Here is a 23,294-nt window from a genome sequence, read left to right on the forward strand (position 1 = left end):
GCCTCTCTCGGGAGAGGTCCGGGCCTGCTCGCTCAGGCGCTCGACCGCAATGTGCGGGCCGTTCGCCAGCAGAGCTCTGCCGCCGGCCCCACGAGGCGCTGGCCGAGCCCGGCCACGGACGCGGCCTGGTGACGGTCGAGGCCCTGCAGCACACGCGGCCACACGTCGGCTGCGACCGCCGCAGCTGCGATGCACGGCCACGGGTCGACGTCACCTCCGTCAGTCACGCGCCCGTCGATGGCAGCGAGCACGAGGTCAGCGGCCATCTGGTCGAGCTCCTCGGTGGTGACGACCACCCCCACCGGATCCGGGTCACCGAACTTGTCGACGAGCACGGTGCTGTGGTCCTCGGCAAGCCCGCGCCAGACGTGGGTGGGCCCGTCCGTCAACAGCTGAGACAGGTCGCCCGGCGCAGCGACCGTGCGCACCGTGCCGACGTCGGTCAGGACCGACAGCCAGTCCGAGGGGTCGGACCCGATCACACTCGCGACGGACTCGTCGACGGGCAGCGGTGGTGACTCGAAGAGCAGACCCGCAGCGCTCGGAACGAGCCGGCCGAGGACGTGGCCCCCGGAGACAGGGAGACCGCGGAGCCCAGGTTGACTGCCTCACGTGCTCCCCGGTGCTGAGGACTGTCCAGGTGATGGTGCGTGGCGACGCCTCCCCAAGCCGGTAGGCACCGATCGACGCCCGCGCCCAGTCGGCGATGGAGTCCGCTGCCCTGCGCAGGGCAGGTGCGAGCCCGCCGTGCGACAGGAAGTGCGCGAGCCCGCCGTACTCGTAGAGGAATGCCTGCCGGTAGACCCAGTCGTGGTCCATGAGTGCGACCTGTACCTCCCGACTGTCGGGGTCGCGGGCCGTGGCCAGGTCAAGGTGACCCTCCCGCACGGCACGAGGCAGCCATCGCTCTGTGGTGCAGGCCCAGAACGCCTTGCCGTCGGGGCCGCGCATGAATCGCTCCATCAGGTCCAGCGCGCCCGCCGCGTCCCCGGCGCGTTCGCGGGCATTCACCTCGACGAGCACCCGGAGGCGTGCACCACAGCCTCCGCGCCGCTCCACCCGCCCGGCCGGCGGTGCGACGCATGGCCGCGTTGCTGGTGGTGTCGGCGACTTCCTCGACCTCGTGACTTCGGCATGGACCCACCCAAGGCGCCTGTCCCGGCCGACGCCACCACCATGTCTGCCTCCTGTGGACAACCGCCTGGTGGAGCCGCACGCCGGCGTCCTGTGGATGACCGTTCGCGCCCGCGCCGTTCATCGCCGAGGCTCGTCGGCATGACCGAACAGCTCCCCACCGTCCACACCCAGGCCGACCTCGAAGGCGCCTGGCGACATCTCGTCCGCCCGCTCGGCTGGACCAGCCGCCGGTTCTGGATCATGTTGATCGAGGCCGGCGGCGACGTCGTGCCGCAGGTGATCGAGGTCGACGAGCTCGACCACCCGCCGGGCGACCCTGAGCTCGAGGGCGGCGCCACCTTCCTGCGCGAGCTCGTCGAGATGCTGCACGTCCCCGGCGCCCGGGTCGCCTTCCTCGTCTGCCGGCCGGGCACCGGACCCGCCGGCCCCGACGACCGCGCGTGGGCGGGTGCGTTGCTCCGGATGGCCCAGCGGGCCGGGGTGCGCTGCGAGCCCACGCACCTCGCGACCGACGAGGAGATCCTGCCGATCCCGCTGGACGAGCTCGACGCCGCCTGACCCGGCAGGCTCTCCGGGGTCAGTCCTCCCAGTCGCCGCTCCCCCGGTACTCCTTCAGCGCCTCGCCGAGCCGGATACGGGCGCGGTTGCGCTCGCCGCGCAGGTCGTTGCGCACCCAGGTCTGGGCCCGGCAGAGCTGGCAGCAGCAGATGTGCGTGCCGTCGTACCGCAGCTCCCAGCGGCAGCGGCTGTTACAGCGCGCCCGGTGCTCGGCCAGCGTCTGCGGCAGGTCGCAGTCACCGAACCTGTGGTCGTGCTCGGCGACCCGGCGCAGGGTGCCGTCCCAGAGCTTGACGAGGTAGGGACTGGTCTTCTCGGTGCGGGACATGTGACGCCTCCGTGATCGGTCGGCGCGCCCGCAGCCAGGGATCAGGTCACGGGCGAGCGCCGTTGTTCGTCACAGGCGTCCCGGGGTCGGCGGATCACGGTCACAGGCCCAACGGTCACAGGCCCAGCCTCCGCGCCACCTCGTCGCCACCGATCTGGCGGATCAGCTCCGGATCCCCGACCACGACGAGCTCGTCCGTGGCGCGCGACATCCCGACATACAGCCGCTCCCGGGCCCGGTCCCGGGCCTGCGTCTCGTTGACGCAGAGCACCACGGCCCGGCGCTCGAGGCCCTTGCAGCCGAGCACGTGCCCGTAGAACACGTCCTCCTCGTCCCAGAAGGTCTTCCAGTACCCGTCCTGGTCGTGGAAGTCGGTGCGCTCCACCTGGATCGGGTGTCGGTGGCCGGTGGTGAGCAGCGCCAGGTGCTCGGGCCGCCAGCCGCGGTCGAGCAGCTCGTCGACCACGTCGTCCGCCGCGCCGATCGCGTCCTCCGGTGAGGAGGCGACGAAGCGTACGGCGGGCCCGTCGCCCCCGCGGGCGTACATCCGCGACGGCGCCAGCGGCCCGAAGGACTCGTGGATCTGCCGGGTGTTGCGGAGGTTGTGGTCGAGCACCAACGGGACCAGGTGCACCGGCGGCCGGCCGAACCGGGCGAAGATCCGCTGGTTCTCGTCGGAGTAGACGTAGAGCCCGCCCTGCTCCTCGTCGCGCAGCGCCTTGAGCACCGGCCGCCACCAGCTGTCGGCGAAGTCCTGGGCCTCGTCCACGATGACCGCGTCGTACTTCTGCCTGTCGTCGAGCCCCTCGGCCAGGTCGCCCATCAGCTCCGGCAGCTCGGTCTCCCAGAAGTCGCTGTTGGTCCGGTCCCCCTCGGGGGCACCCCACTGCTTCCCGAACTCGTGGAAGGTGCCGACGAACGCGGGACGGTCCTTGCGGTGCCAGGTGGCGACCTCGCGCTTGAGGTACTCGGCGAGCCCGATGGAGTAGCAGAGCAGTGCCACCCGCTGAGCCTTCCGGTCCGAACGTCCGTGGGTGAGCTGCTTGGCCTGCTGCAGCGCGAGAACGGTCTTGCCGCTGCCGGCACCGCCGCGCACCTCGACCCGGGTGAGCAGCCGGGTCACGCCGAGGATCGCCGCCTGCTCCTGGGTGAGCCGGTCGGCGGTCGCCGCTCGTTCGTCGGCCTCGGCGGTCACGTCGTACGACAGGGCCAGCCGGCCGGTGAGGATGTCGGTGATCGCCACGACGTCGTCGTACGTCGGCGCCGGTTTGCCCTGCGCGGCCTTGCGCGCGTTGTCCCGGATCCGCTCGGCGAGGTCGGCCTGGTCGTCGCGGTCGTGCAGCGTCCAGCGCGGGCAGTCGGGGGTCGACCAGTCGGCGGGGAACGAGGAGTACGGCACCACGACCGCATGGCCCCATGCGACATGGTTGCGGTGGTTCCACCGGGGGTCGCGGGCGGCGTAGTCGCGCACGGCGTACTTCGTGGTGCGCACCTGCGTGACCGGGTCGATGGGCTTCTTCCGGCCCCGGCCCTGCTGCCACCACCCCTCGGCGTCGCACCAGACGCTGCCGCCCTTGACCTCGACCACGACGATCCCGAGGTCAGGCATGAGCACGACCAGGTCGGCCTCGTGGTCCTTGGTCTCGTCGGTCAGCCGGAGGTTCGCGATCACCACGTCGTCCGGGCCGAGGCCGTCGCGCAGCCGCTGCCACACCTCCTGCTCGGAGGTGGTGGTGAACTGCGGCTCCTCCGGGATCAGCTGCACCATGGCGCGCACCCTGTCACGAGGTCCCGGCCCGCGCCGGCGTTTCCGGTCACTCGTCGTTCGCGCCGTCGAGCCGCGCGTCCCAGGTGTGGCCGCAGTCGGCGCAGGACCGGTCGAAGCCCGGGTGGATGCACCCGACCCAGCTGACCCAGTCCGGTCCGGACCCGAACTCCTCGGGGCTGGCCGGCATCCCGATCACCAGGTGGACGACCTGGTCGGAGCCACAGCGCGGGCAGGTGCCCCGCGGCACGTCGTACGGCGGCGCCGGCTCGTCGGAGCCCCACTGGTCGGGCGGCAGCATCATCGGGTTGATCACGACTCCGCCCCCAGGTCCAGCGTCCGCTCGCCGACGTCGTCCGACGAGAGCAGCGGCGGCTGGTGCGAGGTCGGACGCGGCCGCGGCGCCGGACGCCGGGTCCGGTCCCACAGCTCGCGGGACCGGCGCACGGCGACGAACTGCAGCGCCGCCTGCAGGGCGGCGATCACCTCGGCGACGTCGAGCTCGGACGGCGGCTCCTGGCGCAGCGCCTCGATCTGCTCGGTGATCAGGTCCAGGTCGCCGTCGAACAGGGCGGCCACCGTGCGCGGGTCCACCTCGCCGGCCGCGAGCAGCTCCCGCAGCGTCGCCACCGGCGGGTAGAGGCGCTCGACCTCGTCGTCGTCGGGCGTCGCCGGCGCGAACCGGGCCGGCGACAGGAAACGCTCCCCACCGACGCGCGCCACCAGGTCGGCGGCGTTGCGGTCGAGGTCGGAGATCATCCGGTCGAGCACCGCCCGGAACTGCCGCGGCACGAACGGCGTCGCGTACAGGAAGTGCTTGAGCGCGATGGTGTCGTCGTCGCGCAGGATCACGGTGCCGAACAGCAGGTTGCGGTTGAGCAGCGCCACCTCGCGCGCCGCCGCCTCCCGGTCCTCGACGCCGATCACCAGGTCGGCGAACAGCTCGACCATCGGCTCCTCGTGTGAGACCCGGATGAACAGCATCGACTCTCCGAGCACGATCGGCACGTCGCCGTCGGAGTCGTGCTTGACCGGCTCGCCGTACACCCGCCCGAGCGCGCGGTCGACCGCCTCCACCAGCTCGTCCCGGTCCTGGGGCATCACCAGCGCCGGCTCCACCGGCTCGGCCGGCGGCAGCTCGTGGGGCTCGGGCGCGGTGAACCCGACCGGGTCGAACCCGTCGACCACCAGGAAGGCCGGGTGCGGACAGCCGTACACCTCGCGCAGCGCCCCCACGCACATCACGGCCAGCCGGTCCGCCTCGCGCACCTCGACGTCCGCCCACCAGAGCGGCGACCCGTGGTCGGGCTCGTCGTCGCGGCCGTACGTCGGCAGCTCCCACCCCAGCTCGACCAGCCGCCGCTCCTGCCCCTGGCCGAGCCGGAACCGGTCGTCGAGGTAGGTGTTGGAGCACACCTCCGCCCGGATCGCCCCCTCGCCCCACGCCACCATTTGCAGGTACGGCGCGACCCCGCCCAGCGCGTCCTCGTCCCGCGCCTGCTCGAGCTCGATGTGCAGCAGGTCGTCGTCCCGCATCCCAGCGACGTGGTCGGCCAGCTGCCGGCGGAACTCCGCCCACGCCTCGTCCGTCCGCCACTCGTAGGGCGCAGTCGCCCCCGTCTCGTCCCCCATCACAACCCCCCGTTGTGTTCTCGACCTTGGTTCCACCGTAACCGCGACCACCGACAGCCTCATCGAGTTGCCGGTCTTCGGATCACGGATCTGGCAAGCTCAGACGCTCGGGATAGGGGGAACGGTGCACGAAGGCTTGTATGAGTCGATTCTGACCACGATGGTCGCTCACGACCTGAATCTCCTCGTCGATCGTGAGGCAGAACTGGCCAAGGTCGATCCAGCAGACCAGTCGCACGTCCTCACTCGTCATCTGGCGGAGGCCATCCAGCGTCGGCTCGACGCAGAAAAGGACCCGACCCGGAAACTCGCACTGGCAAACGATCTCCTTGAAGCGATCGACCAGGCCGGCCCGCGCGTGGTGGATCCCATGCGGGAACTTCACGCCGTGCGTCGTCCCTCTGCCCCCGGACAAGTCCAGCGCTACGGCAAGCGCCCGAAGACGCCGCTCAACGAAGCCGCCCTCCTGACCAATGCCCATGGAGAGCCATCCCTTGCTGCCGAGCTCAAAGCAGAGATCGAGTCCGCGGACTCAGTGGACCTGCTGTGCGCGTTTGTGATGTGGCGCGGCCTGCGCCTGCTCGAAGATCCGCTGCGGCTGGCCCAGGCGGCCGGCGTTCCCATCCGCGTCGTCACGACCACCTACATCGGCGGCACCGAGCGGGAGGCGCTGGACCGACTCGTGCGCGAGTTCGGAGCAGGGGTGAAGGTGCAGTACGACGCAGCACGAACCCGCCTCCATGCCAAGGCCTGGCTGTTTCGACGCAACACCGGATTCGACACGGCTTACGTTGGGTCGTCGAACCTGTCGACGAGCGCGCTGCTCGATGGCGTTGAGTGGAACGTGCGACTGTCCCAGCGGGCGACACCTGCCCTGCTCCAGAAGTTCGAGGCGACGTTCGACTCCTATTGGAATAGCTCGGAATTCGAAGCGTACGACCCTGAAAGTGACCGCGACCGCCTCGACGACGCGCTCAATGCAGCGCGTGGCGCCCGAGCAGGTGATCGCCTGACCATTTCCATCTCTGGGCTCGAGGTCCGGCCGTTCGCGTACCAGCAGGAAATGCTCGACGCCATCCAAGTGGAACGGGTCGTGCACGATCGCCACCGCAACCTTGTCGTGGCCGCGACCGGGACGGGCAAGACCGTCATCGCCGCGCTCGACTATCGACGGCTCTGTGAGGGACGAGAGCGGCCGACGCTGCTGTTCGTGGCTCACCGGCGGGAGATCTTGGAACAGTCGCTGCGCACCTACCGCGAGGTGTTGGGAGACGGCGACTTCGGCGAGCTCTACGTAGGTGGCGCACGCCCCGAGCGATGGCAACACGTCTTTGCGAGCGTGCAGTCGTTGACGGCGTACGGCGTCACCAACATCCCTCGCGATGCCTTCGAGGTCGTGGTCATCGACGAGTTCCACCATGCCGAGGCGCGCACCTACCGACGCATCTTGGATCACCTTCGCCCCGGGGAGCTGCTCGGCCTCACGGCCACTCCCGAACGCACCGACGGCACGGACGTGCGGTCTTTCTTCGACGGTCGCACTGCGGCCGAGTTGCGGCTGTGGGATGCACTCGGCGCCGACCTCTTGTGCCCGTTCCACTACTTCGTTGCGGCGGACGGCACCGACCTCCGCTCGATCACCTGGTCGCGGGGACGGTACGACGAGGCAGAGCTCAGCAACGTCTACACCGGCAACGACGCCCGTGCCCGGATCGTATTGAACCAACTCCGGGACAAGGTCGCCGACGTGGGTGCGATGCGTGCGCTCGGCTTCTGCGTCAGCGTCGCGCACGCCGAATACATGGCCTCGGTCTTCAACGAGGCCGGCATCCCGGCCCAGGCAGTCAGTGGGCAGACACCTCGCCAGGAGCGGGCAAGTGCGCTCGCAGACTTGCGGGCACGGAGGGTGAATATCCTGTTCGCCGCAGACCTGTTCAATGAGGGACTCGATATCCCCGATGTCGACACAGTGTTGTTCCTCCGCCCGACCGAGAGCGCGACCGTGTTCCTCCAGCAACTTGGACGGGGGCTGCGCCGCACCCGCGACAAGGCGGTGCTCACGGTCCTGGACTTCGTCGGCTATCACCGCAGAGAGTTTCGCTTCGACAAGAAGCTGCGAGCCCTCACTGGTACGACGCGAGCAGGTGTCGAGCGGCAGGTCAAGGAAGGCTTCCCCTTCCTCCCCGCCGGCTGCTCTATCGAGATGGATCGACAGTCCCAAACGATCGTGCTCGAGAACATCCGCTCGCAAATCGCCAACCGTTGGCAGCAGATCGTCACCGAACTCCGCGCCCACGGTGAGAGCGATCTCTCCACGTTCCTCGGTGAGTCCGGGGTTGAGCTCAGCGACATCCTGAGGCGCGGCAGCCATTCCTGGACGCGGCTCCGAAAGGACGCCGGCTTGCCGACAGCCCCTGGCTCGAGTCTTGAGGACGCTCTTCTCAAGCGCGTGCGCGCATTCGCTCACGTCGACGACCAGGAGCGCGCTCACGCCTACCTCAGCCTTCTCACGGACGATGCAGCGGACTACGACTCCCTGTCGCCCCACGAGCAGCGGCTCGCTCGCATGCTCTACTTCTCGCTCTGGAACGACGGCGGAGGTCACGCGTCGTACGGCGAGGGATTCCGTGCTCTGCGTGCAGAGGCGGCCACCCGCAAGGAGATCGCGTCAGTCGTCGACCTGTCCTTCGACGCGGCCCGGCACGTGGCTCTCGACCTCGCCGGCCCTCTCGCGCACATCCCACTTCGCGTCCACGCTCGCTATCAGCGGGAGGAGATCCTGGCCGCCCTCGACTTTCCTCGGAACCCGAACAGCTTCCGCGAGGGTGTGTGGCACTCCCCCGACATCAACGTTGACGCGTTCTTCGTGACCCTCAAGAAGTCTGAGGCGGCCTACTCGCCCACGACCATGTACCGCGACTACCCGATCTCACCGACACTCTTCCATTGGGAATCGCAGTCCACGACATCGATCAATTCGAAGACGGGCCAGCGCTACCTCACCGGCTCGAGCAGCGTGCTGATCTTCGCGCGGCACGAACAGAAGGATGAGTTCGGGACCTCGCCGTATCTCTTCCTCGGCCCGGCCCATTACGTCAGCCACACCGGCGATCGACCCATCGCGATCACCTGGCGACTAGAACACGCCATGCCGACCGACTTCTTCACGGTGGCGTCCGCTGTCGCGCAGTAGAGCATTGACTCAACACGACGAGGGGTCCAGCGCGAATCGCGCCGGACCCCTCGTCGTTTCTCGTCGGATCAGCTGTCGTCGGTCATCCAATGTCCATCCAACGGTCACTGGGACATTGGCGCCCCACGCCCGTGAGCGAGCGCGGAGCGGCCGCCCGGGGTGCTGACGCGGCAGCCGACGAAGTCTGCATGCGGAGCATGTTAGGTGACGTATCCGACTAATGAGGAAGACACGGCGGGCGGTGACAGGAGTGACGAATGAGGTGACGACTCCTTGCTCGGCGGGGGCGCCGTCGCTGTCGCCACGGCCGGTGTGACCAGTGCGGCCGCGGCCGCGATCACCGCTAGTCGACGATCCGGCCGAGGTGGCGGCATTCAGCTGACAACACGCCTCCCGAGCATGGCGGTGCCGGCCAGGGCGATCGCGGCGACGTACCCGGCGAGGAGCAGGGCGCTCCGTCGCAGGCTCCGGCCCGGTGACCCCGGAGGGTGACGAGTCGCCCGTTTCAGGGGAGCCGCGCCGATGTTGGCGCCCCGATCGTGCCGAGTATGGACGACGCGCCGGCTTGCTCGGGCAGCCCCGATGAGTTTGTGGTGCGTGGGAGGCAGTGATGTTGCGTCCCTCGGACCATGGTCGTCGAGGCATGCGAGTACGTGCAGAGCGCCCGGCTGACGCGGGAGATCTGGCCGGGACCGCGGCGTCCGTCCCCCGGAAGGAGCCCCCATGACGAACATCGACCCGGCCTCGCGCCCCTCGGCTGACCTCGTCGAGCACCTGGCCCGGCCCTCTGACGAGGAGGTCGATGCGCTGGACGCCTGGTGGCGGGCCAACAACTACCTGACTATCGGCCAGATCTATCTGAAGGCGAACCCACTCCTCCGCGAGCCCCTCGCGTCGGAGCACATCAAGCCTCGGCTGCTCGGGCATTGGGGCACGAGCCCCGGGCTGTCCTTCGTCTACGCGCACGCGTCCCGGGTGATCCAGCGGACCGGTCAGCAGATGATCTACCTGGCCGGGCCGGGTCATGGTGGGCCGGCCCTGGTCGCCGCCGGCTACCTTGAGGGCACCTACACCGAGACCTACCCAAACGTCACGCAGGACGAGCAAGGGCTCCGGCGACTGTTCCGCCAGTTCTCCGCGCCCGGCGGTATCCCCAGCCACGTCTCGGTCCCCACACCGGGTTCCATACACGAGGGTGGCGAGCTCGGCTACGTGCTCGTGCACGCCTTCGGCGCCGTGATGGACAACCCGGACCTGATCGCGCTGGCTGTGGTCGGCGACGGGGAGGCAGAGACCGGTCCACTCGAGGGTTCCTGGAAGGGCATCTCCTTCCTGAACCCGGCGCGGGACGGAGCGATGCTCCCGGTCCTCCACCTCAACGGAGCGAAGATTGCCGGCCCAACCGTGCTGGCGCGGAAGGACCCCGCGGAGCTGCGCTCGCTGCTCGAGGGCCACGGGTACGACGTCATCGAGGTCACCGGCGACGACCTTCCCGGCATGCACCACCGCTTCGCCGACGCGCTCGCCCATGCCTGGGCGGCGATCCGCGGCATCCAGGTGGATGCCCGCAGCGGCCGTTGGGACGGCAGCCGTCCACGCTGGCCACTGATCGTGTTGCGCACACCGAAGGGCTGGACCGGGCCGGAGGTCGTCGACGGCGTCCAGGTTGCGGGGACCTGGCGGGCACACCAAGTGCCCCTCTCGGGAGTGCGCGGGAACGAGGACCACCTGCGCGTGCTGGAAGAGTGGATGCGGTCCTATGGTCCCGATGAGTTGTTCGACGAGAACGGTGCCCCGACCGAGCAGGTACGCCGGGCCAACCCGACGGGCGAGCTCCGGATGAGCGCTACCCGGCACGCCAACGGCGGCCTCCTCACCCGGGACCTCGACCTGCCGGACTTCCGCAACTATGCCGTCGACGTGTCGGACCCTGGCGCAACTCGGGCAGAATCGACGCGCAAGCTCGGCGAGATGATGCGGGACATCTATGCGCGGAACCCCGACAGCTTCCGGTTGTTCTGCCCCGACGAGACCAACAGCAACCGGCTGGGCGCGGTCTTCGAGGTGTCTGACCGAGCGTTCGCCGAATCTGTCACGCCGGACGACGTTTCGCTGTCGCGTGACGGCCGGGTGATGGAGGTGCTTTCGGAGCACAACTGCCATGGCTGGCTCGAGGGCTACACATTGACGGGTCGGCACGGTTGGTTCGCGACGTACGAGGCCTTCGCCATGGTGAGTGCGTCGCAGACGATCCAGCACAGCAAGTGGCTGCAGGAGGCGGCTCACCTGGGCTGGCGGGAGAAGATCCCGAGCCTCAACATCCTGCTCACCTCGACAGCATGGCGCAACGACCACAACGGGTTCAGCCATCAGGGTCCCGGGCTGATCCAGAACGTCATCACCCAACGCGGCAGCGTCGGCCGGGTCTACCTGCCACCGGATGCGAACTGCCTCCTGTCGGTAGCCGACCACTGCCTGCGCTCCCGGTCGTACGTCAACGTCGTCGTCATCGACAAGCAGCCACAGCTCCAATGGCTCGCGATCGATGACGCGGTGGAGCACTGTGCGCGGGGCGCGGGAGTCTGGAGCTGGGCCGGCAACGATGGCGGTGACCCGGACATCGTGCTCGCATGCGCGGGCGACGTCGTCACCATGGAGACCGTGGCCGCGGCCGGCATCCTGCGTGAACGCATGCCGGACCTGCGCACCCGCGTCGTCAACGTCGTCGACCTGATGTCGTTGCCGCGGCGCAAGGACCACCCGCACGGCATGGACGAGGCGACCTTCACCAAGCTCTTCACCGACGACATCGACGTCGTGTTCGCCTTCCACGGCTATCCAGGCGCCATCCACCAGCTCGTGCACGGCCGCCCTGATGCCGACCGGTTCCGTGTGCGCGGCTTCGTCGAGGAGGGCACCACCACCACGCCGTTCGACATGGTGGTGCGCAACCGCGCGTCGCGGTACCACCTGGTCATGGACGCGCTCAACAATGCGCGCCGAGTGCCGAGCGGAGCCGACGACCTGACCGCGTGGTGCAGACAGCGTCTCGCCCAGCACGAGGCCTACGTCGTGGAGAACCTCGAGGACATGCCGGAGGTGCGCGACTGGACGCTGGGCGACTGGGCCGAGACCGGCTAATGCCCCCGCCCGTGACCGCGCAGGACTTCGATGCAGTGCTGTTCGACCTCGACGGAGTCCTCACCACCACGCGCACCGTGCACGCTGCGGCCTGGAAGCGGATGTTTGACGACTTCCTGGGGTCCTGGGACAGGCAGCACGGAACCCGTACGGACCCCTTCGACGAGCTCCACGACTACGCGACGTTCGTCGACGGTAAGCCCCGCCAGGACGGTGTCCGCGAGTTCCTGTCGGCCCGGGGGATCCGGCTCGCCGAAGGCAGCCCCGACTCCCCGCCGGACGAGGAGTCGGTGTGGGGGCTGGGGAACCGCAAGCAGAGGTTGGTCGAGGACGAGCTCGCGCGCGTCGGTGTAGAGGCGTTCCCGGGGTCCGTCGCCTGGGTCCGCGAGCTCCGTGAGGCAGGGCTCAAGACTGCGGTGGTCTCGAGCAGTCGCAACTGCAAGGCCGTCCTGGACTACGCAGGGATCACCAACCTCTTCGATGCCCGCGTGGACGGTGAGACGGCGCTCGAGCTACGACTCCCGGGCAAACCGGCACCAGATTTGTTCCTCGAGGGAGCACGCCAGCTCGGCGTCGTCGCGGGGCGGGCGGTGGTCGTCGAGGACGCGATCGCAGGCGTGCAGGCGGGTCGGGCGGGTCGCTTCGGACTCGTCATCGGCGTCGACCGGGACGGGCATGCCGAGCAGCTCCTCGAGAGCGGTGCTGACATCGTGGTGACCGACCTCGGCCAGCTCCTGGCCGACAGCGACGAGGACATCCATCGAGCCGGACCGCGCGCCCACCGCCTCCAAGCGGCTGCGCGACGCATCGTCTCCGCCACGGGCGACTACCCGCCGGACGCTTGGCGGCTCGTGGAGCGGACGTTCAACCCCGACTTCATCGAGCAGACCGAGGCGCTGTTCGCGCTCTCGAACGGCTTCGTCGGCGTTCGGGGGTCCTTTGACGAGGGCGCGCCGGCGTACCGTCCTGGGACGTTGCTCAACGGGTTCCACGAGACGTGGCCGATCGTCTACCCCGAACCCGCCCACGGATTCGCCACGACGGGCCAGACCATCACACCCGTTCCCGACGGCACCATGATCCGGCTGCTCGTCGACAATGACCCCGTTGACTGCACCACGACGGAGGTTCGGCAGTACGAGCGGGTCCTGGACATGCGGCGCGGCGTCCTCGAGCGGACGGTGGTCTACCAGTTGCCCGACGGGCGCCGATTCCGAGTGACGAGCACCAGGTTCGTCTCCCTCACCCAGCGCCACCTCGTCGGCATCCGCTACCAGGTGACCGCGCTCGACACACCCGCCCGGCTGGTGCTCTCGTCCGAGCTCGCCACCCCGCCCGAACAGGCCGTGGAGGCGGACGATCCGAGGCAGGGCCGGGGAACTCCGGCCAACGTCCTGAAACCCGAGGCGGAGCGCGTCGCCGGCGCGGAGGTGATTTGCACCTACCGCGCCCCTCGGAGCAACCTGGCAGTCGCCGCCGGTATGGCCCACGACTTCGCTGAAGGCACGCGGCTTGTCAACGCCCACACTGACGGCGACCGGGCCCTGGTCGTGTTCGAGGTCGAGGCCCCGGTCGGCGAGCCGGCCACGATCACCAAGTGGCTCGCGTACCACTACGGCCCCGATAGCTCGGAGCAGCTGGCCGACCGTGCCGGCTTGACGCTCGAGCAGGCATCCACAAGCGGATACGACGCGTGCATGGCCGACCACGAGCGCGCGGTCACCGACTTCTGGGAGCGCAGCGACGTGCTCTGGGAGGGCACCCCCGGGGCTCAACAGGCGCTGCACTTCACGCTGTTCACCCTGATGCAGGCGTCGTTGCGATGCGAGGGCCACGGAGTGCCGGCAAAAGGATTGACGGGCACGGGCTACGAGGGCCACTACTTCTGGGACACCGAGACGTATCTCCTTCCGTTCCTGACACACACATCACCCCAGGTCGCCCGGAGTCTTCTCATGCACCGCGTCCGGATGCTGCCCGACGCCCGCCGCCGCGCGCGCGAAGTGGGTTGCTCGGGGGCCTTGTTCCCGTGGCGAACCATCAACGGACAGGAGGCCTCCGCGTACTACGCCGCGGGGACCGCTCAGTACCACATCGACGCCGACATCGCCTACTCCCTCGACCAGTACGTCACGGTCTCCGGCGACACCGACCTGCTGTTCCGGCACGGCGTTGAGCTGCTCGTCGAAACCGCCCGCATGTGGACGGACCTCGGACACTTCTCCGACCGCCACGACGGCCGGTTCATGGTCCACAAGGTGACCGGACCCGACGAGTACAGCACCGTCGTGGACAACAACCTCTACACCAACCTGATGGCAGCCGAGAACCTCAGCACCGCCGCCGACGCGGTGCAGAGCCTTCGCCGTGAATCACCGGACGACCACCGCGAGCTGGCCGACCGCATCGGGTTACGGGATGACGAGGAGGCGACCTGGCGACGCGCGGCGGAAAGGATGTACGTCCCGTACGACGACTCCGTCGGCGTGCACCTGCAAGACGACCACTTCCTGGACCTGCCGCCCTGGGACTTCGCCGGCACGTCCCCGGACCGGTACCCATTGCTGCTGCACTATCACCCGCTGGTCATCTACCGACACCAGGTGATCAAGCAGGCGGACGTCGTGCTCGCCACCGTGCTGCTCCCTGAGCGATTCACGGCCGAGGAACGACGTCGGATCTTCGACTACTATGACCCGCTGACCACCGGGGACTCGTCGCTGTCCGAGTGCATCCAGGCGATCGCCGCCGCCGATGTCGGCAAGTACCGCACGGCCGAGGAGTACCTCGTGGACGCCGTCGCCATCGACATGGCCGACACGGCAGGCAACCTCCGCGACGGCGTCCACGTCGCATCGGCAGGCGGAACCTGGATGGCTATCGTCTATGGATTCGGCGGCTACCGCTGGCGCGACACCTCGTTCGCGCCCATCCTCCCGACGCGCGCCAACCGGCTGAGGTTCCCCCTGCAGATCAAAGGCAGCCAGCTGGACGTGGACATCCAGGCGCACCTCGTGACCTACTCCGTTCGACAGGGCGAACGCGTACACGCGCGCCACCACGGCGCGTCGTTCAGCGTCGCACCGGGCGCACCCGTCTCGTTCCCGGGTGACTACCGAACCCACGACGCGTCGCCCGACCGTCCAGACGCAGCACGAGTGGATCCGGCGCCGCCCTGAGTCATCCACTCGCGCCGCGAAAGCGGGTCACGGCAAACCGGCCGTTCGACACGCCGCCGGTCATCGCAGTCGTGTCCATCGTCCTCTGGGACTCTGGGTGGCAGCGGGCTCTCAACCCGACAGGGCCTGAACCGAGTGCGAGGGGTGTCACGTGGACTCGATCACGACCGACTTCTGGGACGTGCTCCTCTGGAGCTTCTGGTTCTTCATCTGGATCGCGGCACTGTTCGTGTGGTTCCGGTGCCTGTTCGACCTGTTCGGCGACAGGTCGCTGAGCGGCTGGGGGAAGGCGGGCTGGGTGGTGCTGCTCGTGCTCGTGCCGTGGGTGGGCGCCCTGATTTACCTCATCGCACGCGGACGAAGCATGACCGAACGACAGCTGGCGTCGGCCGCCGAGATGCAGGCGATGCAGGCGAAGTACATCCAGGACGTCGCGGGCTCGTCGAAGAGCGTTGCGGAACAGATCACTGACGCCAAGGCGCTGCTGGACTCCGGGGCCATCACCGAGGCAGAGTTCGAGGCGTTGAAGGCCAAGGCTCTCTCGTGACGCCCTGACTCCCAGCACGCGAGTCAGCGACGCCCTGCGCGAACCCCCGACGCGCCCCGTCAACGTTCTTGACTGCTGGGTATCCAGAACCCCAGCCCGGCACCGGTCAACAGGGCACAGGTATCGAGGTCCTCGCCAGCCGGTCCCAGGAGGGAGAGACTGCGGAGGACCACCGGCGTGTGCCGGGAGGGCGCCATGAAGGCTGCCGACGTGCCGGGATGGTGCGGCCGGGAGCCCGGGCGATCCCACGGTTCGTGGAAGGGAGGCATCGTGTCCGAGGCCCATGGCGATGCGGGGGGCGGCCACCACGATTGCAGTGGGCCGGGCCTTCACTCGGTACCATCTCGACGCCGTCGGGGGTCGAAGCCACGGGTCACTCGCGCGGGCTGGACCGAGGGCGACGATGCCTGACCAGTTCCTGGCGGTGGCCGCCTCGCTCATCGCCGGAATCGGTCTGGGCTTCCTTGGCCGTGCGCTGTTGCGAAGCCGAGTCCGGTTGTCTTGGTCCGAGGCAGTGGTCGGCGGGCTCGTCGGGGCAGCCGGTGGAACGCTGTTCGCCGGGTTCGCCGGCACTCCACACCCCGTTCTCGCCGCCGGAGTGGCTCTCGCCGTCACGGTGCTGGCGTTGCTCGCAATGGAACGCTGGCAGGCCCGACGGCGCCTGCCGCGCAGCACCACGAGGCAGCTGATGGCCGCCGGAGAGTCGGGATCTGTTGAGTTCAAGTCGTCGGCACGCTACAACCGACACAGCGGCCGACGGGACGAGCGGGTCGAGCACGCCATCGTCAGGGCGTTGGCTGGTTTTCTCAACGCCGAGGGCGGGATCCTGTTGATCGGAGTCTCGGACGACGGCGGCGTGACTGGCATCGAGGACGACTACCCGTTGCTCAAGGCTCCTGGACGCGACCCTTTCGAGCTCTGGCTGCGGGACCTGCTCATCAAGAGCATGGGGCCTCTTGCCACAGCGACCCTGCACGTCGAGTTCACCGTCGTCGACGGGCACGACGTGTGCCGGGTTTCCGCGCCGCCGGCAACGCGCCCCGTCTTCGTGCGTTCCGCGAAGGGCCAGCCCGCCGCCCTGTACGTGCGTGTCGGGAACTCGACCCGGGAACTGGGCATCGACGAGGCGCTGACGTATTGCGTCGACCGATGGGGACGGCGTGCGCTGAAGCGCTTGACCGCGTGACGCGGCCTCGACTCCCGATCCACACCGGGCTCCCGCCGAGACTTCGGATCGCCGCGTCGTGGTGAGCCGGGCACCCTCCAGCACGTCGCATCCCATCGAAGCTGGTTCGTTCCACGCAAGCGGACTGCCCCATTGCCTGAGGGTGCGCCGACTCAACGAGAGTGTGTCCTGAGCAGAACCCTGGCTGTAGCAAGATGATCTCGACCTGCCAGCCATGCAGCAACAGGTAGGCTCATCCACGACGTGAGTTCGGGCTGTGCGGGCGTCCCGTTGGAGACGTCTCAGCGGGGAGGCAGACATGTGGTGGCTCATCGCTCTGGCCGTTTTCGGCATTGTCCTGCTCGGACTTGTCTACGCGATTCGCGAGCGCCGCAACCGCGGGTCCGGCACACGGGGCGATCCGATCTAGGGGCGGACCTTCTCCGTGGCAACGCACGCGCAGACCCGCTGATCGGGCGGTCTGGGCGGGAGCGTCCCTATGCGGGCCACAACGCACCTGATCTGCCTGGCAGCTCCTTGGATCGCCGGCGCAGTGCGGCGTTGGTCAGAGTGCGCCGAGCATGAGCGAGATGGCTAGCCCCGCCACCACCAACACCCCGGTCAGCACACCCTCGACCTCGTACGCCTCGGGGAGCAGCTCGTCCGCCACCATCGCCAGCAGCGCGCCACCAGCGAACGCCTGTGTGAGTGCGCCGGTCAGTCCGCTGGCCGGGTCCAGGATCAGGTATCCCAAAGCGGCCGACAGCCCTGCGACAAGGATGACGGCTGACCACATCCTGTAGACACGCCCGCTCGGCCACCCCGCAGCCTTGAGACCGCTGGAGGACGAAACCGCCTCAGGCAGGTTGGACAGGGCAATACCGGCCAACAACGGGACGCTGACACTGCCTTGAAGCACGGTCAGGCCCAGGACGAAGGACTCCGGGATGCCGTCGAGGACAGATCCCATCACGATGGCCAGGGGCGATCCGGATGTCTGCTTGCCGGTGGGATCCTTGCGCTCCGCGCCCCCATAGTGGCTGATGATCTGGTCGCCCACGGCGAACGTGGCCGCGCCCAGCAGGAGGAACAAGCCAACCCGGCCCACTGACTGGGTCTTGAGCGCCTCATCGATCAACTCGTAGGCCACCGAGCCGAACAGCACTCCCGATCCCAGTGCCATCACGACAGCGGTGAATCGTCGGCTGAGGTCGAAGCGGTACGCCAGCCACGCACCGATCAGGAGAAAGGCAGCGCCGAACAGCCCCCAGAGGAAGGCTGGCCCCACTAGGTCCCCTCCCCACTCGACGGCAAGGCCATGCCGACGCGTGCGCTGTCTATCCCAGCCCGGCAAGCCGACGACAGGTTGGGCACTGCCACTCTTCGGGCCCGCTTCCGAAGCGTTCACCAGGCCACAACCTGAGCCCGCCCTCCCCGACGGTGAGGCCGCACAGTGTCAGCTCGCCGTCACCCGCGTGCGTCATTCCGCCGGGGAAGTCCAAGCCGGGCGGCTGGATTCGCCCCACGGCTTCCAGACCCGGGTTCAGGTGCTGCGTCTCCGTCGAGACCATCGGGTAGTCCCGCTCACGCGCCATGCCGGTAATGATGGCACGCCCGTTCGACCTCATGCAGCCACAACCGAGCGGACACATGCCAGCCTGGCAGACCGTCCGTACCGACGCCTGTGGACGCGAGACAATGCCGGAGGAAGTCGCGTAGAGCGATCCAACCCAAGGGAGGTCTGATGATCCGCGCTCTCGATGGCATGCCCGCTGGTGTCCTCGGATTCGAGGCCGGAGGCGAGCTCAGTAGGTCGGACTACACCGAGGTTCTGGCTCCGGCGCTCGAGTCAGTGTCAGCCAGCGGCAGCAAGATCCGGGTCGTGCTGGTCTTCGCCGGCCCCTTCTCCGGCATGGAACCCGGCGCCCTCTGGGAAGACCTCAAGCTCGGCATCCACGATTGGAACGCGTGGGAGCGAATCGCACTCGTCACCGACATCCGATGGATGCGGGACGGCCTGCGCTTCTTCGCATGGGCCGTCCCCGGCGAGGCTCGCGTCTTCGACCTTGACCAGCGAGACCAAGCAGCCGACTGGGCAGCCGGCTCCACGTGAACGGAGAGTGTCGGACGCGGGCTACACATCCGACTACTCGCCCATCAGCTATGAGCGCACGTCGCACACGGTGCCGACTCGCGGCGGCGCTATGACGCAGCGGCTGCAGGATCGCGAGCGGCCCGCCGGCGTCGCGACAGGAGTCGGACGACGCTCGAGGGCTAGCCTGGCTAGGTGCTGCCACACTGCGATCATCCGGCCAGATGACGCCGCCTCCAAGGCGGTCGCGAGGAAGATCGGACTCGCGCTCGTGCGGGAGCGTGGCAAACAGGCCCCGGCCAGCTGCTATGCCGCGGTCGCGGCGCCCCTGGTGGCGCTGCACCTCGTCCTCCCCCCTTGTCGTCCTCCCCCTTGTCGTCCTCCTCCTTGTCGTCCTCGCGCTTGTACAGCCGCCCCAGCCCCGAAGATGGAGAACGTGACGAGGGGCCCGGGCGTGCAAGCGGACGAAGGCGCCTTGTCCCCGGTCCCGGTCTCCGGTGACGAGTTCCCGCGACCTGCTCTCTATGCGTGGGCGACGGCAGCTCATCCGAATCGGAGGAGGCGCCCAAGGCGGCCTCGGGGGTGAGGTGAGCGTGGACAGACCGCACGTCTGTTCAGGATCGGGCAGGAGGAACGACATGACCGAGCAGCCAGGTCAGCCACCGCGTGGCTCGGCAGGCCCCAGCGGCGGGGTCGGCGGGTTCACTGCATTTGCCGGGATCCTCCTGCTGATTGCCGGCAGCTTCCAGGCGATCATGGGTCTGGCCGGGATCCTCGAGGACGAGTTCTTCGTGGTGACCGAGGACTATTTCCTCAAGTTCGACGCATCGACGTGGGGTTGGATCCATCTGCTGTTTGGCCTGGCCGTGGCCCTTGTCGGACTGGCTGTGCTGCGGGACCAGGCGTGGGGTCGGACCGTGGGCGTGGTCCTCGCCGGCGTGAGCATGCTGACCAACTTCGCGTTCCTGCCGTACTACCCGGGGTGGACGCTGGTCGTGCTGACCCTCGACGTGATCGTGATCTGGGCCCTGACCGCCGGCTACCGCGGAGACTACTGACGCCCCGGCCGTGACTCGTGGGCACGGTGCCTCGGGGGCTCCCTGATTTCGCCGATGTCGACTCGGCCTGTCGCCTTGACTGCTTCCTCTGCAATCACCGAAGACGAGCACAGCACCGCCGCTGTTGGCGAAGGCAGCAATGTCCTGGACGACCGACTGCGAGAGGACCTTCTCCGGTGGCAGCACGCTCTTCCAGTCGAGTTGGTCGCCTTTCTCAAGCCCCGCTGTGATTGCCTCGTCCAGCATCTCGGAGGTGAGCGGCCCCGGCGCGCGCCGAGGGTCGGACAATGGCGTGAAGTCCACACCGGCAACCTACTGATGACCGCTCCATGAGCCCGCACCTGCCCAACGTCGAGGTTCGATAGGCACAGCGAGACTCCATTGCACGTCGGGCAGATTCGCGCGGATCGCGGCCTGAGCGGATGGCCGCAGCGTCGCACACTAGCTGCGGCACGTGAGTGGTTCTGGGCGGATGAGATTCCTGGCTAGCTGTGCAGCCAACCTGAGGGGGTGTCGTAGTCTGCGATGAGGCTCGTTGCGAGTCGTCCGCAAGTCCCAGGAGGTGCGGGATGAACTTGGTCAGGTCCCTCGCGAGGGTGGTTGTCGGTTTGCTTTTCGTCGGCCACGGCACCCAGAAGCTCTTTGGCTGGTTCGGCGGTCCCGGTATCGAGGGCACCGCCGGGATGATGAAGGCGCTGGAGATGAATCCGCCCCGTCGCAACGCGGTGGCAGCCGGCGTGACCGAGGCCGGCGGCGGCGCTCTGCTCGCGGTCGGGCTCGCGACCCCGTTGGCCTGTTCTGCCTTGATCGGCACGATGGTCACCGCAATCCGCAAGGTGCACGGCCCGAAAGGACTGTGGGCGACCGAGGGCGGCTACGAGTACAACCTCGTGCTGATCGCTGGCCTTCTCGCTCTCGCTCAACGGCAGCCAGGCGACATCTCCCTGGACGCCGCGCTCGGGCTGAACTTTTCCGGGTTCAAGTGGCCACTGGCCGCGCTGGTAGTCGGCGCGGCCGCGGCGGAAGCATCGATGCGGCTCGGTCAGCTCGGTGCACCAGCCGAGCAGGCGACAGAGCAGCCCGCTGTGCAGCCATCGGGACCATCCGAAGGGTGAGCGGAGCCCTCACCTTGTTCTCAAAGTCGCGGACCGAGCGTCCGACCGACTACCCGCGACACAAGCGGCAGGGTGCACCGGACAGCGACGATGAGCGGACTACTCCGGGGCGTCACGGCGCGAGCTGGCTTCCTCGACGTCGATAACCGCTTGCTCTCTGTCTGCAGCGCTCGCGCTCCGGTCGCCGGCAGATGCCCGCCGATCGTCCGCCGAAGCCACGCGGTCAGCCTCCTGGGCGATGCGGTCGAGGAGATTGGCCCGCCGAGTGTCGCGCGACTCCGTGCGCCCCGCTTCGGCGTCATCGAGCAAATCGCCGAGTTCTTGCCGCGCCCACCGTGCCTCCGACCGCTCCACCTCATGGTCGATCTGCATCTGCTCGAACGCACCGTCAGCGTCCGGATCTGAACTACCTCGGGCATCTCGAGCTGCAGCCCGGAGCTCTCCAGCGGCCAGCCGCAGCCGGACGGCCTGATCACGTTGCCGTGCGTAATCCTCCAAGGCTACGGCGAAGGCATCGCGTTCTCCTGCCTCAACGTCGCGCTGGGCTCCCTCCTGGTCCCTGGCACTGGCGGCACGATCACGCTCAGCGCTCCGGTCGTCGCGCTCCTCACCAGCAGGGGCCAAACCACCCGCCCACGATAGCCACGCCGCCACACACGCTGAAAGTGCACTCTCATGCCGCAAACCGCGCTCACCGGTCCGAGACCGACTGGCAGCTCAAGCGCCGGCAACCAGACACCCTGGTCAACCCGCCGCGAGCTGGCGAGGGGTTCCACTCAATTGGAATGCTGCATGTCGTTGCGGGGAACGTCGCCACCCCTCGCGCGCACCGGCAGATTCCGCCGGTCAGGACGAAGCACCATTGCCGCCGCAAAAGCAACCCACTCGGCGAACGAGCCCGCGTGGTGGAGGCGGCCAGCGGTCTGCTGCCCGGGACTGGTCCTCGAGCATCACCCTTTCCGGACGATGACGTCCGGGTCGGGGTCTCCGACGATGTCCACCTGACGGGTGTCGTCCGCTGTGCGCGCACGCGCCTGGCGAGGCTCCAGGTGTCGTGATCGGAACAGGGACATGGTTGAGCGACGCGAGGTCTACGAGGCCCTCGACCTCGCCTTGCGGATCGGCGAGGTCCTGCTGTCCTCCGGTGCGGGGGCAGCCGATGTCTCAGCGACCATGCTGGCGGTGACCCGGGCCTGCGGTGTGCGTCACGTGACTGCGGACGTGACATTCGTCGACCTGGCACTCCACCATCAGCCCACCAGCCACGAACCGGCCGCCATCCAGGTCAGGAGGGTCACCAGGCGCCAGGTCGACTACGCGGACCTGGTCGAGGTTGATCAGGCGGTCAACGACCTGGTCGCGGGTGAAATCACACGTGGCGAGGCGCGTGACCGCGTGGCACGGACCGTGTCCACCGGCCACGTCCGGCACCGCTGGGCGGTGACGCTCGGGTGGGGCGCGATGGGGACCGGTATCGCACTGACCCTGGGCGGCAGCCCGGTCGTGTGCCTGCTCGCGTTCCTGGCAGCGTGCGCGATCGACCTGACCCAGCTGCTCTTGCCCCAGCACCGCATCCCTGCCTTCTACCAGCAGGCGGCAGGGGCGTTCGTCGCCACTCTCATCGCAGTCACCGCCTCGGCCACGCCGCTGGAGGTGAACCCGTCCCGCGTGGTGACGACCGGGATCGTGATGCTCCTGGCGGGAGTGGGCATCATGGGCGCCACCCAGGACGCCCTGACCGGTTTCCCGGTCACGGCCAGCGCACGGCTGATCAACGCCCTGCTGGACACCGCCGGCATCATTGCGGGGGTCGGTGCCGGGCTGACCGTCGGAGACCTGTTCGGAGTGGGCCTGACCACGTTCAAGCCCGGCGCGGCCGGCCTGGCGGAGGTGGGGGTCACCTTGTTCGGCGCCGCCCTCGCCGCCGCGGCATTCGCGTTCGCCTCCTACGCTCCGCTGCGCTCGCTGGTGGCGGTGGCCCTGGTCGCCGCGCTGGGGCAGGGCGTTCTGCTCGCCGTCGACAGCTCCGAGGTCGGCCGGACGTGGGGCTCCGCGGTCGCCGCCGTCACCATCGGCGCGGTCTGCTACCTCGTCGCGGGTCGCTTTCGGGTTCCGCCGCTCGTCGTGGTGGTCCCCGCGATCGTGCCGCTGTTGCCCGGGCTCGACATCTACCGCGGGCTGGCCTTGCTGGCCGAGGGCAAGGACGGCGTGCTCCAGCTGGCCTCAGCGCTTGCCACCGCGCTGGCGCTGGCGGCCGGCGTGATCCTCGGCCAGTACCTCGCGCATCCGCTCAAGCGGGAGGCGCACCGCCTGGAGACCCGACTCTCGGGCCCCCGCATGGTCGGCCCGTTCCGGCGCCGCGGAGTCGAGGAGGGGTAGCCGCA

The 23,294-nt window shown here is 68.7% G+C and carries 17 protein-coding genes and 1 pseudogene; 11 read left to right on the forward strand and 7 right to left on the reverse strand.

Annotated elements, in window-relative coordinates:
* Positions 1–32: 32 nt before the first annotated feature.
* A complete protein-coding gene (locus tag EKO23_RS07640; RefSeq protein WP_134715860.1) occupies positions 33–482 on the reverse strand; it encodes a hypothetical protein in 450 nt (149 codons plus the stop codon).
* 793 nt (positions 483–1,275) lie between these two features.
* Here EKO23_RS07640 and EKO23_RS07645 point away from each other — a divergent pair.
* Complete coding sequence (locus tag EKO23_RS07645) at positions 1,276–1,695, forward strand: hypothetical protein (protein ID WP_134715862.1); 420 nt, start codon at positions 1,276–1,278, stop codon at positions 1,693–1,695.
* Positions 1,696–1,714: 19 nt separating this feature from the next.
* On the opposite strand, the gene EKO23_RS07650 is transcribed toward EKO23_RS07645, so the two are convergent.
* From EKO23_RS07650 to EKO23_RS07665, 4 genes are all read right to left on the reverse strand, one after another.
* Positions 1,715–2,023, reverse strand: a complete 309-nt coding sequence (locus tag EKO23_RS07650) for a hypothetical protein (RefSeq protein WP_134715864.1) — start codon at positions 2,021–2,023, stop codon at positions 1,715–1,717.
* Positions 2,024–2,138: 115 nt separating this feature from the next.
* A complete protein-coding gene (locus EKO23_RS07655) occupies positions 2,139–3,791 on the reverse strand; it encodes a nuclease-related domain-containing DEAD/DEAH box helicase (protein ID WP_134715866.1) in 1,653 nt (550 codons plus the stop codon).
* 46 nt (positions 3,792–3,837) lie between these two features.
* Complete coding sequence (locus tag EKO23_RS07660) at positions 3,838–4,104, reverse strand: hypothetical protein (protein ID WP_217702522.1); 267 nt, start codon at positions 4,102–4,104, stop codon at positions 3,838–3,840.
* Positions 4,101–5,420, reverse strand: a complete 1,320-nt coding sequence (locus EKO23_RS07665; protein WP_134715868.1) for a T3SS (YopN, CesT) and YbjN peptide-binding chaperone 1 — start codon at positions 5,418–5,420, stop codon at positions 4,101–4,103. Before EKO23_RS07665 ends, EKO23_RS07660 begins: the two co-directional genes overlap by 4 nt.
* A gap of 160 nt (positions 5,421–5,580) precedes the next feature.
* On the opposite strand from EKO23_RS07665, the gene EKO23_RS07670 reads away from it, so the two are divergent.
* From EKO23_RS07670 to EKO23_RS07690, 6 genes and pseudogenes are all read left to right on the forward strand, one after another.
* Positions 5,581–8,613: a DEAD/DEAH box helicase gene (locus EKO23_RS07670; protein WP_134716049.1), complete on the forward strand. Its 3,033-nt coding sequence runs from the start codon at positions 5,581–5,583 to the stop codon at positions 8,611–8,613.
* A gap of 723 nt (positions 8,614–9,336) precedes the next feature.
* On the forward strand, positions 9,337–11,754 hold the full coding sequence (locus EKO23_RS07675) for a phosphoketolase family protein (protein WP_134715870.1): 2,418 nt from the start codon (positions 9,337–9,339) through the stop codon (positions 11,752–11,754).
* Positions 11,754–12,497, forward strand: a pseudogene (locus EKO23_RS26065) (HAD family hydrolase); the annotation flags it as partial. The gene EKO23_RS07675 and the pseudogene EKO23_RS26065, both read left to right, overlap by 1 nt.
* A gap of 108 nt (positions 12,498–12,605) precedes the next feature.
* Entirely contained in the window at positions 12,606–14,933 is a 2,328-nt protein-coding gene (locus EKO23_RS07680; RefSeq protein ID WP_246050962.1) for a glycoside hydrolase family 65 protein, read from the forward strand.
* Between the two features lie 151 nt (positions 14,934–15,084).
* Positions 15,085–15,480 (forward strand): SHOCT domain-containing protein, encoded by a 396-nt coding sequence (locus tag EKO23_RS07685; protein WP_134715874.1) that lies wholly within the window; start codon positions 15,085–15,087, stop codon positions 15,478–15,480.
* A gap of 403 nt (positions 15,481–15,883) precedes the next feature.
* On the forward strand, positions 15,884–16,666 hold the full coding sequence (locus EKO23_RS07690; protein ID WP_167880370.1) for an AlbA family DNA-binding domain-containing protein: 783 nt from the start codon (positions 15,884–15,886) through the stop codon (positions 16,664–16,666).
* Positions 16,667–17,210: 544 nt separating this feature from the next.
* Here EKO23_RS07690 and EKO23_RS07695 read toward each other — a convergent pair.
* Positions 17,211–17,933 carry a ZIP family metal transporter gene (locus EKO23_RS07695; protein WP_134715878.1) on the reverse strand — a complete coding sequence of 241 codons (723 nt, stop codon included), beginning with the start codon at positions 17,931–17,933 and terminating at the stop codon, positions 17,211–17,213.
* Positions 17,934–18,389: 456 nt separating this feature from the next.
* Here EKO23_RS07695 and EKO23_RS07700 point away from each other — a divergent pair, with 456 nt between their 5' ends.
* The 3 genes from EKO23_RS07700 (at position 18,390) to EKO23_RS07710 (ending at position 20,910) form a co-directional block, all read left to right on the forward strand.
* Positions 18,390–18,758 (forward strand): SpoIIAA family protein, encoded by a 369-nt coding sequence (locus EKO23_RS07700; protein ID WP_134715880.1) that lies wholly within the window; start codon positions 18,390–18,392, stop codon positions 18,756–18,758.
* Between the two features lie 617 nt (positions 18,759–19,375).
* On the forward strand, positions 19,376–19,795 hold the full coding sequence (locus EKO23_RS07705; RefSeq protein ID WP_134715882.1) for a DUF7144 family membrane protein: 420 nt from the start codon (positions 19,376–19,378) through the stop codon (positions 19,793–19,795).
* A 569-nt stretch (positions 19,796–20,364) separates the two neighbouring features.
* A complete protein-coding gene (locus EKO23_RS07710; protein WP_134715884.1) occupies positions 20,365–20,910 on the forward strand; it encodes a DoxX family protein in 546 nt (181 codons plus the stop codon).
* Between the two features lie 99 nt (positions 20,911–21,009).
* Here the strand turns inward: EKO23_RS07710 and EKO23_RS07715 are convergent, their stop codons facing one another.
* Entirely contained in the window at positions 21,010–21,282 is a 273-nt protein-coding gene (locus EKO23_RS07715; protein WP_134715886.1) for a hypothetical protein, read from the reverse strand.
* Positions 21,283–21,981: 699 nt separating this feature from the next.
* On the opposite strand from EKO23_RS07715, the gene EKO23_RS07720 reads away from it, so the two are divergent.
* Positions 21,982–23,289, forward strand: a complete 1,308-nt coding sequence (locus tag EKO23_RS07720) for a threonine/serine exporter family protein (RefSeq protein ID WP_134715888.1) — start codon at positions 21,982–21,984, stop codon at positions 23,287–23,289.
* The last annotated feature ends 5 nt before the right edge of the window (positions 23,290–23,294 follow it).

The sequence above is a fragment of the Nocardioides guangzhouensis genome (genome assembly GCF_004519545.1).
GTDB classification, from domain to species: Bacteria; Actinomycetota; Actinomycetes; order Propionibacteriales; family Nocardioidaceae; genus Nocardioides; species Nocardioides guangzhouensis.